Here is a 13,679-nt window from a genome sequence, read left to right as displayed (position 1 = left end):
GGTGGTGAAGGGCCCGGGATCAGAGCGCGGCCGCGCCCCGGGAGCGGAGCTGCTGGGCGTACTGCTGCAGGGCCCACAGCTCGCTCTGCACCGCGTGCAGCTGCTCGGGGGTGGCCCGGCTGCCGAGCCGCTGCAGGTGGGCGCGGGCCTCGCCGACCCGGCGGTCGACGGCCTGCAGCCGCAGCTTGACCAGGAACTCCCCGGCGTAGATCTCGTCCGCCTTGCGGCGGGAGCGGATCGGTTCGACGGTCAGCTCGGTGACCAGGCCGCGGACCTGGTCGTCCGGGCTGGCGTCGCGGACCGCGGTGGTGAAGTCGGGCAGCGCGGCGCCGTACGCGGCGCCGCCGGCCGAGCCGATCGCCCGGCGGACGGCGGCGTACGGCGGGGTGGGGAACTCCTCCTCGCCGTACTGGTCGAAGGCCGGGCTGACCAGGTCGGGGTGCTGGAGGGCGAGCTTGAGCAGCTCGCGCTCGACGAACTGCGCCGGGTCGCGCGGGTTCAGCCGGAACGCCGGCCGCGGCGGCCGGACCGGTGCGGCGGGCTCCTGGCGGCGGGTCGGGCGCTGGGCGGCGTTCTGCTGGTTCTCGCGCTGCCAGCGGGCCAGCTGGCCGATCCGGCGGACCACGAACTGCTCGTCCAGGATGCCGAGCATGCCGGCCAGCTGGACGGCGTACTCGTGCTGGATCGAGCGGTCCTTGATCTTCACGATGATCCCGGCGGCCTCCTCCAGCGCGGCCGCGCGGCCCTCCGCGGTGTCCACCCGGTGCCGGGCGACCGCCGAGCGCAGGGCGAACTCGAAGAGCGGGACGGGGTGTTCGATCAGTTCGCGGACGGCGTCGTCGCCCTTGGCGAGGCGCAGCTCGCAGGGGTCCATGCCGCCGGGGGTGATCGCGATGGAGGTGCGGGCGGCGAACTTCTGGTCGTCCTCGAAGGCCCGCAGCGCGGCCTTCTGGCCGGCCGCGTCGCCGTCGAAGGTGAAGACCGTCTCACCGCGGTAGGCGGAGGTGTCCATCAGCAGCCGACGGATGATCTTGACGTGGTCCTCGCCGAAGGAGGTGCCGCAGGTGGCCACCGCCGTGGTGACGCCCGCCAGGTGGCAGGCCATCACATCGGTGTAGCCCTCGACCACCACGGCCCGGCCGGACTTGGCGATCTCCTTGCGGGCCAGGTCGATGCCGTACAGCACCTGGGACTTCTTGTAGAGCGGCGTCTCGGGGGTGTTCAGGTACTTGGGCCCGGTGTCGTCCTCGCGCAGCCGGCGGGCGCCGAAGCCGACCACCTCGCCGCCGGAGTCCCGGATCGGCCAGACCAGCCGGCCCCGGAACCGGTCGATCAGCCCGCCGCGCTGGCCCTGCGAGGCCAGGCCGCCGAGCAGGATCTCCTTGTCGGTGAAGCCCTTGCCGCGCAGGTAGCGCACCAGGTGCTCCCAGCCCACCGGCGCGTAGCCCACCCCGAAGTGCTGGGCGGCGGCCTCGTCGAAGCCGCGCTCGGCCAGGAAGCGGCGGCCGATCTCCGCCTCCGGCGAGCCGAGCTGTTCCTGGAACCAGGCGGCGGCCACCTTGTGCGCCTCGACCAGCCGGGTCCGCTCGCCCTGCTGGTGGCGGGGCGAGTAGCCGCCCTCCTCGTACCGCAGGGTGATGTTGGCCTGGGCGGCCATCCGCTCCACGGCCTCGGCGAACGAGCAGTGCTCGATCTTCATCAGGAACGAGATGGTGTCGCCGCTCTCGCCGCAGCCGAAGCAGTGGTAGACGCCCTTGCCGGGGTGCACGTAGAACGAGGCGGACTTCTCGTCGTGGAACGGGCAGACGCCCTTGAGCTGGGCACCGCCGCCGTTGGTCAGCTGGACGTAGTCGCCGACGACCGCGTCGATGGGCAGCGCGTTGCGCACTGCCTGCACATCTTCATCCCTGATCCGACCGGCCACCCTGGAAGTTTACGCACGGCCGTCAGGCGTTCGGCCCCGCCTTCTCGACCAGCCGGGCGTGCAGCGCGAACGCGGAGGCGTCGGTGAGGGTGGCGATCTGGTCGACCACCGCCCGCAGCGCCGCCCGGTCGTCCTCGGCCTCCTCGTACAGCGCGGCGAAGACCGGGTCCAGCCCGTACGGCGCGGTGCGGGTGAGCGCCTCGGCCAGCTCGGCGATCACGATCCGCTGGCGGGTGCGCAGCTGGGCCTGCTCGTCGCGCTGCATCACGTACCGGACGGCGACCGCCTTGAGCACCGCGCACTCCAGCCGGACCTCGGCGGGGACCACCAGCTCGGCCGCGTACCGGGTCAGCGGGCCGGGGCCGTAGCGGGCCCGGGTGGCCTGCTCGGCGGCCAGGCAGAAGCGGCCGATCAGCTGGCTGGTGAGGTCCTTGAGCCCGGCCCGGGCGCGGGCCGAGCCGTCGTACGCCCGGGGCCACCACTCCTGGCGCTGGAGCCGGTCCAGCGCCTCGGCCAGCTCGGCGGCGGACGCCTCGGGGGCGTACCGCTCGGCGATCTTGAACAGCTCGGCGCGCTCGTCGGCCGAGCGCAGCGCCGCCGGGTCGATGTGGCCGGCCTGGAGGCCGTCCTCGACGTCGTGGGTGGAGTACGCCACGTCGTCGGACCAGTCCATCACGGTGGCCTCGAAGCACTTGCGGCCCTCGGGGGCGCCGGTGCGCAGCCAGCGGAAGACCGGCAGGTCGTCGGCGTAGACGCCGTACTTGGCGGAGTCCGGGTCGGTCGGGTGGCCGCCGCGGGTCCACGGGTACTTGGTGGCGGCGTCCAGCGCGGCGCGGGTCAGGTTGAGGCCGACGCTGCGGCCGGGCCAGGGGGCCAGCCGGGCCGGGGCCTCGTCCAGCGGGGCGAAGCGCTTGGGCTCCAGGCGGGTCAGGATGCGCAGCGACTGCGCGTTGCCCTCGAAACCGCCGCAGGCCGCGGCGGCCTGGTCGAGCGCCTCCTCGCCGGTGTGCCCGAACGGCGGGTGGCCGATGTCGTGCGCCAGGCACCCGGCCTCCACCAGGTCCGGGTCGCAGCCGAGCGCGGCGCCGAGCTCCCGGCCGACCTGGGCGCACTCCAGCGAGTGGGTCAGCCGGGTCCGGGAGAAGTCCGCGCGCATCGGGGCGACGACCTGGGTGGTGCCGGCCAGTCTGCGCAGGGCCGCGGAGTGCAGGACCCGGGCGCGGTCGCGCTGGAAGGCGGTGCGGCCGGGCCGCTTGTCCGGCTCGGGCACCCAACGTGCCTGGGCCTGCGGGTCGTACGGGGCGGTGCGGTGCGCGGTGTCGTCCATATGACAGTCACCGTACGCCGACGGGCCGACATCGCGCCGGTGCGCCGCGCTTTCGCCAGGGCGTGCGGACGGTGAACAGCCGTCGCCGTCGCGGCTGCTCGGCGGCGGGCCGGCCCGGACGGCGTGTCCGTCGGCCGGGGGCGGGGCGCGCCGACGCCGGTCAGGTGGTGGCGGCGAGCAGGGCCGGCGGGTGCGCGGGGAGACGGGCGGCGGCGGCCGCGTAGCGGGCCAGCAGCAGGCGGACCAGGAGGGGGTGGGCCCCCAGCGGCGCGGCGGCCGGGCCGTCCCAGGCGGCGGCCGCGAGCCGGGCGAAGTCCCCCGGCGCCGTGAAGTACCCCGCCACCGCGACCGGTCCGGCCCCCAGCGCCGCCAAGGCCGCCGCCGTCGCGGCCACGCCGGGCCCGGCACCGGTCACGTACCCCGGCCGCACCGGCACCCCCAGCCGGGCCGCCAGCAGCGCCGCCTGCGCCTCGGTGTCGGCGGCGGCCTGCGGGTCGCGCGAGCCGGCCGCCGCGAGCACCACCGGGCCGTCGCCCGGGCGCACGCCCGCCTGCGCGAGGCGCAGCAGCAGCAGGTCGGTGAGCAGCGGGTCGGGGCCGAGCGGGGCGGCGACCGCGCCGGTCAGCCGCGGCGGCGCCGCGAGGGCGGCCGGCAGGTCGACCTTGGCGTGGTGGCCGCGGCCCAGCAGGAGCGGGACGAGGACCGCCGGGCCGTCCAGTGCGGCCAGCACCTCGGGCAGCAGGGGGGCGTTCAGGCCGAGGTGGGCCGGGTGGACGTCGAGGTCCGGCCGGGCGGCGGCCACCATCGCCGCCACCCGGCGGGTCCCGGCCACGGCGGACGGATCCCGGGAACCGTGCGCGACGAGCACCAGGGCGGGACGGCGGGCGCTGCGCGGCACCCTCGGCAGGACGGCGGAGGCAGGGGTCATGGGGCAAGCCTGGCCGCCCGCTGTTTCCCGGCCGTTGCTCCACGGTCACGACGGGTTTCCCGGACCTCACGGCCGCGTGCGGCACCGCGGTGAGCACCGGCCGCGGGTGCGGCGGCGGTGCCCGCCCGGTCGGTCCGGAGGCGGGAGGCTGTGCGGTCCGCCCCCGGACCCCGGCGGAGCCGACGACCGCCCGCCGGCCCGGGCACCCGCAGGGCCGCGGCCGGTACCGGTGCTGGGGCGCGCGGCCCGGACCGGGCCCCCGGTTCCCCGGTTCGGCGGGGTGTGCCGGCGCTTGCGCCCGGCAACGCGACGCCGGGCGCTCCCGCACGGCGCGGGCCGCACCCGACACACCGGCCGCCCGGCCATCCCGCCCTGCCGGTCCCCGAGGCGCTCACAGCCCGCCGTGGGCGGTGCTGAGGCCGAAGTTCCGCCGGTGAAACCGGGGTGCCCCGGCCGGGTAACACCTGCGGCCGATGCTCGACGGCAGGGGCGGGCACCGGGCTCCGGTGCCCGCGGGACCCCGCCCGTCCGACCCGTGCCCCACCTGCCCTGCCCGCCCCAGCTGCCCCACCCGCCCCGCCACGCGGCGCACCACCACCGGAGGGACTCCCCCATGACCACCACCAAACCCACGCTGATCCTGGTCGGGTACGGCATGGTCGGCCACCGTTTCCTGGAGGCCCTGGCCGAGAGCGGCGCCGCCGCGCGCCACCGCGTCGTCGTCCTCGCCGAGGAGCCGCGCCCGGCGTACGACCGGGTCGCGCTGACCTCCTACTTCTCCGGGCGCACCGCCGAGGACCTGCTGCTCGCCGGGCCGGGCTTCACCGACCGGCACGGCTACGAGCTGCACCTGTCCTCACCGGTGGCGTCGGTCGACCGGGCCGCGAAGACCGTCACCACCGGGGCCGGCCGCACCCTGCGCTACGACACGCTGGTGCTGGCCACCGGCTCGTACCCGTTCGTCCCGCCGGTGCCGGGCCGGGACGCCGAGGGCTGTTTCGTCTACCGCACCATCGAGGACCTGGAGGCGATCGAGGCGTACGCGGCCGGTCGGCGGGTGGGCGCGGTGGTCGGCGGCGGGCTGCTGGGGCTGGAGGCGGCGGGCGCCCTCCAGGGACTCGGTCTGCGGACCCACGTGGTGGAGTTCGCGCCCCGCCTGATGCCGGTCCAGGTGGACGACGGCGGCGGCGCGGCGCTGCGCCGGACCATCGAAGGCATGGGCGTGACCGTGCACACCGGGGTGGGCACCACCGCGGTGGAGGTGTCGGCCGACGGCCGGGCGGCCGCGATGGCGTTCACCGACGGCTCGCGGCTGGAGACCGGCCTGGTGGTGTTCTCGGCCGGGATCCGCCCGCGCGACCAGCTGGCCAGGGACTGCGGTCTGACCGTCGGTGAGCGCGGCGGCATCGCCGTGGACGAGCTGTGCCGCACCTCGGACCCGGACGTCTACGCCATCGGCGAGTGCGCGCTGGCCGCCGACGGGCGGGTCTACGGCCTGGTCGCCCCCGGCTACGAGATGGCCCGCACGGTCGCCCGGCAGCTGGCCGGGCAGAGCGCGCAGCCGTTCACCGGCGCCGACCTGTCGACCAAGCTGAAGCTGCTCGGCGTCGACGTGGCGAGCTTCGGCGACGCCTTCGGCACCACGCCGGGCGCGCTCGACGTGGTCTACGCCGACTCCCGCGCCGGGGTCTACAAGAAGCTGGTGGTCACCCCCGAGGGCGCGCTGCTCGGCGGCATCCTGGTCGGCGACGCGGAGGCGTACGCGATGCTGCGCCCGCTGGCCGGGACCGGCAGTCCGCTGCCCGTCCCGGCGGAGTCGCTGGTGCTGCCGGCCGGGCCGGGCGCGCCGCCGACGCCGGTCGGCGCGGCGCTGCCGGACGAGGCGGTGGTCTGCAACTGCCACGGCGTCACCAAGGGCGAGGTGCGGGCCGCCGTCACCGGGCACGCGTGCACCACCGTCCCGGAGGTGAAGGCGTGCACCAGGGCGGGGACGGGCTGCGGTTCCTGCCTGAAGCTGCTCGGCACGGTGGTGGCCGACGAACTGGCGGCCTCCGGCGTCGAGGTCGACCGGGGTCTGTGCCCGTGCTTCGGGCAGAGCCGCGCGGAGCTGTACGAGCTCGTCCGGGTCAAGCGCATCCCGACGCACGCCCGGCTGCTCGCCGAGCACGGCCGGCTCGGCGGGCAGGACGGTGCCGGGGGCGGCGAGGGCTGCGAGGTGTGCAAGCCGGCGGTCGCCTCGATCATCGCCTCGCTGGCGCCGCACCTGCCGGTGTCCGGGCACATCCTGGACGGCGAGCAGGGCGCCCTCCAGGACACCAACGACCACTTCCTGGCCAATCTCCAGCGCAACGGCTCGTACTCGGTGGTGCCCCGGATCCCGGGCGGGGAGATCACCCCGGAGAAGCTGATCGTGATCGGTGAGGTGGCCCGGGACTTCGGCCTCTACACCAAGATCACCGGCGGGCAGCGGATCGACCTGTTCGGCGCCCGGGTGGACCAGCTGCCGCAGATCTGGCACCGGCTGGTGGCGGCCGGCTTCGAGTCCGGTCACGCCTACGGCAAGTCGCTGCGCACCGTGAAGTCCTGCGTGGGCTCCACCTGGTGCCGGTACGGCGTGCAGGACTCGGTCGCGATGGCGATCCGGCTGGAGCTGCGCTACCGGGGCCTGCGCAGCCCGCACAAGCTCAAGTCGGCGGTCTCCGGCTGCGCCCGGGAGTGCGCGGAGGCCCGCGGCAAGGACTTCGGGGTGATCGCCACCTCCAACGGCTGGAACCTCTACGTCGGCGGCAACGGCGGCGCCACCCCCCGGCACGCCGACCTGCTCGCCCAGGACCTGGACGACGAGCAGCTGATCCGGCTCACCGACCGGTTCCTGATGTTCTACATCCGCACCGCCGACCGGCTGGAGCGCACCTCCGCCTGGCTGGAACGGATCGGGGGCGGTCTCGACCACGTCCGGGCCGTGGTGGTCGAGGACAGCCTCGGCATCGCCGCCGACCTGGAGGCGATGATGGCCCACCACGTGACCGACTACCAGGACGAGTGGGCCGCCACCCTGGCCGACCCCGGCCGGCTCGCGCGCTTCGTCTCCTTCGTCAACGCCCCCGGCGTACCCGACCCGAGCATCCGCTTCACCCCCGAACGCGACCAGGTCAAGCCGGATCTGGCGGTGCTCGCCACCGAGGCCGGCCTGCTCGCCTCCCTCGTCCGCACCCCCGTCCTGGAGGGCTCCCGATGACCACCGCGACCACCACCGGGGCGACCACCACCGGGACGACCACGACGACCGCCGCCCGCACCCGCCCCGACCGGGTCGAGCTGCTGAGCGGGGGGACCTGGACGCCGGTCTGCGCCTGGGAGCGGCTCGTCCCGGGCCGGGGCGTGGCCGTGCTGCTCCCCGACGGCCGGCAGGCGGCCGTGTTCCGCGACAGCCGGGACGCGGTCCACGCGGTGGCCAACCGCGACCCGTTCACCGGCGCGTACGTGCTCTCCCGGGGCCTGCTCGGCGCCACCCCGGACGGCCGGGTGTACGTCGCCTCCCCGCTGCTCAAGCAGCGCTTCGACCTGGCCACCGGCGAGTGCCTGGACGACCCGGCGGTCCGGATCGAGGTCCACCCGGTCCGGCCGGTCTGAGGCTCGCAAGGCAGCGGGCTTCGGCCGGCGGGCCGTCAGCGGGCGGCGAGCACCGCGAGCACGGCGGCGGCCATCGCCCGCTCGCCCGCGGCGTTCGGGTGCATCGGCGCCAGCCCGGCCGCGGGCACCGGCGGTTCGACCCAGCGCTCGGCGTCGCCCGCGCACATGTGGTGGGCCGCCGAGGGGGCGGCGGTGTCCACGAAACGCGCCCCGCCGGCCTCGGCGGCACGCTCGAGCACCGAGTTCAGCTGCTCCTGCTTCTGCTCCAGGTAGCGGAGGTCACCGGCGCTCACGCCCTGCCCCAGCACGGCCGAGCAGGCCGCCGGATCGGCGGGCAGCAGCGCCGGGTAGCCGACCACCAGCACCTGGGCCTGCGGGGCTCGGGCGCGGATCTCGCGGAGCGCCTCGGTCAGCCGCGGACCGGTCGCGTCGATCGTGCGGCCGACCTCGTCGCCGCCGTCCGCGGCGGTGTAGTGGTCCTTGCAGGGCGCGTCGGCGGACACGTCGGCGGCGGGCCCGGCGGTCAGCGCGGCGGACACCGAGTGCCTGATGCTCTCCATCGCGCAGCGCCCGAGGACGTCCATGAACCCGACGTCGTTGCCCCCGATGCCGAGCGTGACCAGCCGGGTGGCGGAGGTCACCGCGCCGAGCTGCGGCGGGTTGGCGCCGCCGGAGGTCTGCTGGGCCCGGGTCAGGTCGGCGGTCCGCGCGCCGCTGCAGCTGACGTCCCGGAAGTCGGCGGCGGCCAGGCCGAGCCCGGCCGCGACCAGCGACGGATAGTTGACGCCGGACCGGCCGCAGCCCTTCGGGGTGCCCTGCTGCGGAGGGACCTGCAGGCCGGAGGTGTAGGAGTCGCCGAGCGCCGCGTACGGGCCGGACGCCGCCGGCCGCGCCGGGGACGGCGAGGCGGCGGCCGTGGCCGGGGAGAGCGCGGCCGACCCCGTGGGCGCGGGCCCGGGACCGGGTGCGCCACCGCCGCAGCCGGACAGCACCAACAGGGCCGCCACCGCGGCACCGGGCACGCCGGCCCGCCTGAACGCCATGCTCATCACTCCCCCGGGCCCGGCCCTGTGCCGATCTGCCGACGCGGACGGCCCGTCCCCCGGGTCCCCGAGGACACGAACGAGCCGGGACCGGGAATCGATCCCGGCCCCGGCCACGGTAGCCACCGGCCGGCGGGCTCAGTCCGCGCCGCGCTCGTGCTCCGCCAGGAACTCCTCGAACCGCCGGCCCAGCTCGTCCGCCGAGGGCAGGTCCGCGCTCTGGGCCAGCAGGCTCTCCCGGTCCTCGGCGCCGGCCACCGCGTCGTACTGGCCCTCCATGCCGCGGATCGCCGAGCGCAGCTCGCCGTCGCCCTGGGTGAGCTGGTCCTCGATCTCGGCGTACACCTCGTCCACCCGCGCCCGCAGGTCGCTGCCGGGCAGCACCAGCCCGGTGGCGGACTGCACCGCCTCCAGGATCACCACGGCGGCGGCCGGGTAGGCCGAGCGGGCGATGTAGTGCGGCACGTGGACGGCGAAGCCCAGCACGTCGTGGCCGGACTCGGCGAGCCGGTACTCCAGCAGCGCCTGCGCACTGCCGGGCACCTGGGCCTGCTCGAACCACTTCGGGTAGCCGGGTGCCAGGTCCAGCCGGTTGCCGTGCGGGGTCACCCCGACCGGGCGGGTGTGCGGCACGCCCATCGGGATGCCGTGGAAGTCGACCGACAGCCGGATCTCGAACTCCTCGACCAGGCCGCGCACGGCCGCCGCGAACAGCTCCCACTCGGTGTCCGGTTCGGGCCCGGTGAGCACCAGGAACGGTGCCCCGGTCGAGTCGTGGACCAGCTGGAGCAGGATCTCCGGCGGGTCGTAGTCGGTCCAGGACTCGCGGTCGAAGGTCATCGCGGGACGGCGGGCCCGGTAGTCGACCAGGCGGTCGTGGTCGAACCTGGCGACCACCTGCGGGCTGCCCTGCTCCAGCAGGTGCGCCACGACCTGACCGCCGGCCTCGCCCGCGTCCATGAAGCCCTCGAAGTGGTACAGCAGTACCAGGCCGGTCTCGGCCTCCGCAGCCGCGTCGCGGGCCACGGCCACCGCGGCCACGCCCAGCGGCTCCAGCTGGTACAGCTCCTTGGGATCACGCACGGCGCACCCAACCCCGTTCCGTCTCGTCGTCTCACCGGACCGGCCCTGCTGGGCCCGCCCACGGCGGAGGACCGCATACCGCGCGGCCGCCTGCTTCAGTCCAGCGTGCCGGAGGCGCTCGGCATTCCCGGCGCGCCCGGCGCTCTTCCCCCTGCTCGGCCGATCTTCTCACCCGGCCGGAAAACCGCTGGTAGGAGCCCCCGTGTCGGCCGCGGCGGGCGGACGGGACGCATCGCGCGCCCCCGTTCGCGCGATGCGAGGTGACGCACCGCCCGCGGACGGGTATCGTCCTCTCGCTGCCTCGCATCGTCGCGTCGTCGCCACGCCGTCCGTCACGTCGTGGGACACGGCCCGGTCCGGTGCGCGGCCAGCCACTCCTCTCGCACCTTGCCTTCACCTGGCCGCCTGCTTCCTTCGCGCTCTCGTTCCTCTCTCGGCCATCTCGCGGACGCACACTGTCCCCTCGCTCATCCCCCGCCGGTACGGTCCCGTCGACCCGATGCCGTTCCGGCACCGCGCTGCCCGCTTCCCGGGCCGCCGCCCCCGCCTCAGGTCCGCGTTCCGGACGCTGCGGCGGACCGCGGCGGCCGATCCCGGGACCGGGGCGAAAAGACCACAGCCCTCGTGCCGCACCCCGGCGTGACGGGCCCCTCCGAACGCCGAAGGACCGAAGGATCCGTGCCCGTACCCGTCACCCTCTACGGCCGCACCGTGCGGCTGGAGCCCCTCGCCGAGCACCACGCCGCGGCCCTGGCCGAGGCCGGCGCCGAGGACCGTACGACCTACGCCTTCACCCCCGTTCCGCACGGCCTGGAAGCCGCCCGGGAGTACATCTCCCGCGCGCTGGCCGACCAGGCGGCGGGCAGGTCGCTGCCGTTCGCCACGGTGAGCTGCGCCGACGACCGGGTGGTCGGCTCCACCCGGTTCCTGGAACTGGACTACTGGCAGGGCCCGCTGGTGTGGCCGCCGGTCCCCGGCGTGCCGCACGGTGATCCGCTGCTGGCCGTGCCGGACGCCGCCGAGATCGGCAACACCTGGCTGTCGCCGCGCGCCCAGGGCACCGGGATCAACACCGAGGCGAAGCTGCTGATGCTGCGCCACGCCTTCGAGACCTGGGGCGTGCAGCGGATCTCGCTGCGCGCGGACGCCCGCAACGCCCGTTCCCGGGCCGCCATCGAGCGGCTCGGCGCCACCTGCGAGGGCGTCCGCCGGGCCCACTCGCGGGGCCTGGACGGGGAGGTCCGCAGCACCGCGTTCTACTCCATCCTGGACGAGGAGTGGGAGGCCGTCCGCGACATCATCGAGCTGCGGATCGCCGCCGCGACCTCGCCGAGCGCGCCGGACCCGGCGCTCAACCAGGAGTGTCTTAGACACGGCGGCCCACTGATCGCCGCCTGAGCACGACGGGTCCCCTCCCGGCCGGGAGGGGACCCGCGGCTCCGGCCCGCCCGGGGCCGGCCGGGCCGGCCTCAGGCGTCGGCCTCCCAGACCTCGGGGTCGTACGGCGGGGTCAGGCCGGCGCGCCGGCGGGCCAGCTCCCGGGTCTCCTCGGGCAGTTCCTTCACGTCGATCAGCCGGGGCAGCAGCTCGGCCCGGGTCATCAGCGCGCGGAAGCAGAGCTCCACGGTGACGTCGTGGTCGGGGCGGTGCTCGACGGTGACCGGGTCACCGGCCCGGATCACCCCGGGCTCGACGATCCGCAGGTAGGCGCCGGGCAGCGCGCCCTCGGCGAAGCGCTTGACCCAGCCCCGCTCGTCCATCCAGCGGGCGAAGGTGGAGCAGGGGATCCGCGGCGAGGAGACCTCCAGCAGGACCTGCTCCCCGATCCGCCAGCGCTCCCCGATCAGGGCGCCGTCCACGTCCAGTCCGGTCGTGGTGAGGTTCTCGCCGAAGACGCCGCCCGCCAGCTCCCGGCCGAGTTCGCGCTCCCAGTGGTCCAGGCTCTCCCGGGCGTAGGCGTAGACGGCCTGGTCGTCGCCGCCGTGGTGGCGGACGTCGACGATCCGGTCACCGACCAGGCCGCCGTCCTGCCCGGCCTCCTTGGGCCCGGGGGCGCGCAGCCGAACGGGGTGGTCCACCGGGCGTTTGTCGATGCCGGTGGTCCTGACCTCGGACCGGGTGGCGGGGTTCGGGCGGACGTGGGCCAGGTTCACGGAGAGCAGATGTGCCATGCGGGCAGCCTAGGACGGCCGCCGGGCCGGGGCGCGCCTTCGCGGGGCGGTTCACCCGGTCAGGTAGCCGGACCGGCGGTGGCCGGGCCAGGGTCAGGCCGCGAGGAAGTCCGTGACGGTCCGGACGAAGGCGTCGGCGTCGTCCAGCCACGGGTAGTGGCCGGCGCCGGGCTGCACCCGGTGGTCGGCCAGCGGGAAGGCCTCGGCGAACTCGGCGGCACGCGCCGGGGTGGGGCCGCCGTCCAGCTCCCCGGCCAGGACCAGCACCGGCGCCTTGAGGCCGGCCAGGGCGGCGCGGGTCCCGGCCGGGTCGAAGGCTCCCTCGGCGCGGTACGCCTCGGCGGCCCCGGCGTTGCGCTGTCCGGCCTCGGCGGCCGCGTGCGCCCGGGCCTGCTCGTCCCAGCGGCCGTACAGCAGCGGCAGCAGGTCGGTGCGCTGCCCGGGCGTGGCGGTGCCGGCGAGCACGGCGTCGAGGGCGGCCAGCGCGGCGGGCAGCCAGGGCCGCTCGCCGCGCAGCCGGGCCGCCGCCCGGTAGTCCTCGTCGCCGAACGGGATGCCGAGGGCGGCGCCGCTCGGGGTGATCAGGGCGAGCCGCCCGATCCGCTCGGGGTGCTCGGCGGCGTACCGGGTGGCGAGCGAGGCGCCGGCGGAGTGCGCGAGCAGGTCGATCCGGTCCGGGCCGAGGTGGGCGCGGAGCGCCTCGACGTCGGCGACCTGCCGGTCGCAGCGGTAGCCCGCCGGGTCGGCCGGCACGCCGGAGCGGCCGGTGCCGCGCAGGTCGAGCAGGATCAGGGTGCGGTGGGCGGCCAGGCCGCCCAGGTCGCCCAGGTACGCGGCGGCCCGCATCGCTCCGCCGGGCAGGCAGATCAGCGGCTCGCCGCGGCCGACCCGGCGGTAGGCGAGGGTGGTTCCGTCCGGAGCGGTGAAGGTGGGCATGGCCATGATCCTCGCGACCGGGGGGCTCCGGCGCAAGGAGGCCGGGCCAGGGCGGCGGTCCCGGTTGCGGAGCCGGTTGCGGAGCCGGGCAGGCCGGCGGGCGGGGGTCAGCAGCGGCTGTCGATCTCCTGGAACGAGCCGTAGTGGTCGGCGCTCCAGTACTGCTCGCCCGCCGCGCCGGTGACCACCCGGCGGGTGCCGCGGTCCGCCGAGCCCGGGGTGGTGACGGTGTACTCGTGGTAGTAGCCGCTGCGCTGGGCGGGCAGCCGCCGCTCCCGGTTCTCGAACACCACGCCGTCCGAGCGGTACGGGTAGGGGCCGCCCGCGGCGATCAGGGCGAGGGTGTCGGCGGCCTGCCGCGGGAGGGCGGAACGGCAGACGTCGGCCAGGGCGGAACTGCTCGGCACCCAGCCCCCGGACGGCCGGGCGGACGACACGGCGGCGGACGGGCCGGGCGCGGACGGGCCGGAGGGGCCGCCGCAGCCGGCCAGCGCGGGCAGGGCGAGCGCGAGCGCGGCGAGGGCGGCGAGGGCGCGCCGCGGCGGCGGGCCGGCGGACGGGCGGCGTGTCATGGGTCCAGCTTGCCGGGAAACGCCGCCGGGGCGGGCTCGGACGCCATTGTCCGTGCCCGCCC

The 13,679-nt window shown here is 76.2% G+C and carries 11 protein-coding genes; 3 read left to right on the top strand and 8 right to left on the bottom strand.

Annotated features, from left to right (window positions below; all coding sequences use genetic code 11):
• Positions 1-19: 19 nt before the first annotated feature.
• The 3 genes from dnaG to AC2TEW_RS21965 all read right to left on the bottom strand — a co-directional run bounded on the left by dnaG (position 20) and on the right by AC2TEW_RS21965 (position 4,179).
• Entirely contained in the window at positions 20-1,924 is a 1,905-nt protein-coding gene (gene dnaG, locus AC2TEW_RS21975; RefSeq protein WP_484625037.1) for a DNA primase, read from the bottom strand.
• Between the two features lie 22 nt (positions 1,925-1,946).
• Complete coding sequence (locus tag AC2TEW_RS21970; protein WP_484625036.1) at positions 1,947-3,251, bottom strand: deoxyguanosinetriphosphate triphosphohydrolase; 1,305 nt, start codon at positions 3,249-3,251, stop codon at positions 1,947-1,949.
• A gap of 160 nt (positions 3,252-3,411) precedes the next feature.
• Positions 3,412-4,179, bottom strand: a complete 768-nt coding sequence (locus AC2TEW_RS21965) for a sirohydrochlorin chelatase (protein ID WP_484625035.1) — start codon at positions 4,177-4,179, stop codon at positions 3,412-3,414.
• 613 nt (positions 4,180-4,792) lie between these two features.
• Between AC2TEW_RS21965 and nirB the strand changes: the two genes are divergently transcribed.
• Both nirB and nirD read left to right on the top strand, forming a co-directional pair.
• Positions 4,793-7,417, top strand: coding sequence for a nitrite reductase large subunit NirB (gene nirB, locus AC2TEW_RS21960; protein ID WP_484625034.1), 2,625 nt, complete (start codon positions 4,793-4,795; stop codon positions 7,415-7,417).
• Positions 7,414-7,812, top strand: a complete 399-nt coding sequence (nirD, locus tag AC2TEW_RS21955; protein ID WP_484625033.1) for a nitrite reductase small subunit NirD — start codon at positions 7,414-7,416, stop codon at positions 7,810-7,812. The genes nirB and nirD overlap by 4 nt, the downstream gene beginning before the upstream one ends.
• A gap of 35 nt (positions 7,813-7,847) precedes the next feature.
• On the opposite strand, the gene AC2TEW_RS21950 is transcribed toward nirD, so the two are convergent.
• Complete coding sequence (locus tag AC2TEW_RS21950) at positions 7,848-8,855, bottom strand: SGNH/GDSL hydrolase family protein (protein WP_484625032.1); 1,008 nt, start codon at positions 8,853-8,855, stop codon at positions 7,848-7,850.
• A 138-nt stretch (positions 8,856-8,993) separates the two neighbouring features.
• Positions 8,994-9,938, bottom strand: a complete 945-nt coding sequence (locus AC2TEW_RS21945) for a PAC2 family protein (protein ID WP_484625031.1) — start codon at positions 9,936-9,938, stop codon at positions 8,994-8,996.
• A 678-nt stretch (positions 9,939-10,616) separates the two neighbouring features.
• Between AC2TEW_RS21945 and AC2TEW_RS21940 the strand changes: the two genes are divergently transcribed.
• Positions 10,617-11,336: a GNAT family N-acetyltransferase gene (locus tag AC2TEW_RS21940; RefSeq protein WP_484625030.1), complete on the top strand. Its 720-nt coding sequence runs from the start codon at positions 10,617-10,619 to the stop codon at positions 11,334-11,336.
• A gap of 71 nt (positions 11,337-11,407) precedes the next feature.
• Here AC2TEW_RS21940 and AC2TEW_RS21935 read toward each other — a convergent pair whose 3' ends face one another.
• From AC2TEW_RS21935 to AC2TEW_RS21925, 3 genes are all read right to left on the bottom strand, one after another.
• Entirely contained in the window at positions 11,408-12,109 is a 702-nt protein-coding gene (locus tag AC2TEW_RS21935) for an MOSC domain-containing protein (protein WP_484625029.1), read from the bottom strand.
• Positions 12,110-12,202: 93 nt separating this feature from the next.
• Positions 12,203-13,045 (bottom strand): alpha/beta fold hydrolase, encoded by an 843-nt coding sequence (locus AC2TEW_RS21930; protein ID WP_484625028.1) that lies wholly within the window; start codon positions 13,043-13,045, stop codon positions 12,203-12,205.
• Between the two features lie 107 nt (positions 13,046-13,152).
• On the bottom strand, positions 13,153-13,617 hold the full coding sequence (locus AC2TEW_RS21925; protein ID WP_484625027.1) for a ribonuclease domain-containing protein: 465 nt from the start codon (positions 13,615-13,617) through the stop codon (positions 13,153-13,155).
• Between the last annotated feature and the right edge of the window lie 62 nt (positions 13,618-13,679).

The organism is Kitasatospora sp. NEAU-CNBT7, from assembly GCF_057220535.1.
Note: the sequence above shows the minus strand (reverse complement) of the source record. Positions and strands in the feature narration are given on the sequence as shown.

Bases quoted from the DNA above. Each gene is read 5' to 3' on its own strand.
- AC2TEW_RS21970 (WP_484625036.1), bottom strand. From the start codon at position 3,251: ATGGACGACACCGCGCACCGCACCGCCCCGTACGACCCGCAGGCCCAG.
- AC2TEW_RS21965 (WP_484625035.1), bottom strand. From the start codon at position 4,179: ATGACCCCTGCCTCCGCCGTCCTGCCGAGGGTGCCGCGCAGCGCCCGC.
- nirB (WP_484625034.1), top strand. From the start codon at position 4,793: ATGACCACCACCAAACCCACGCTGATCCTGGTCGGGTACGGCATGGTC.
- nirD (WP_484625033.1), top strand. From the start codon at position 7,414: ATGACCACCGCGACCACCACCGGGGCGACCACCACCGGGACGACCACG.
- AC2TEW_RS21950 (WP_484625032.1), bottom strand. From the start codon at position 8,855: ATGGCGTTCAGGCGGGCCGGCGTGCCCGGTGCCGCGGTGGCGGCCCTG.
- AC2TEW_RS21935 (WP_484625029.1), bottom strand. From the start codon at position 12,109: ATGGCACATCTGCTCTCCGTGAACCTGGCCCACGTCCGCCCGAACCCC.
- AC2TEW_RS21930 (WP_484625028.1), bottom strand. From the start codon at position 13,045: ATGCCCACCTTCACCGCTCCGGACGGAACCACCCTCGCCTACCGCCGG.
- AC2TEW_RS21925 (WP_484625027.1), bottom strand. From the start codon at position 13,617: ATGACACGCCGCCCGTCCGCCGGCCCGCCGCCGCGGCGCGCCCTCGCC.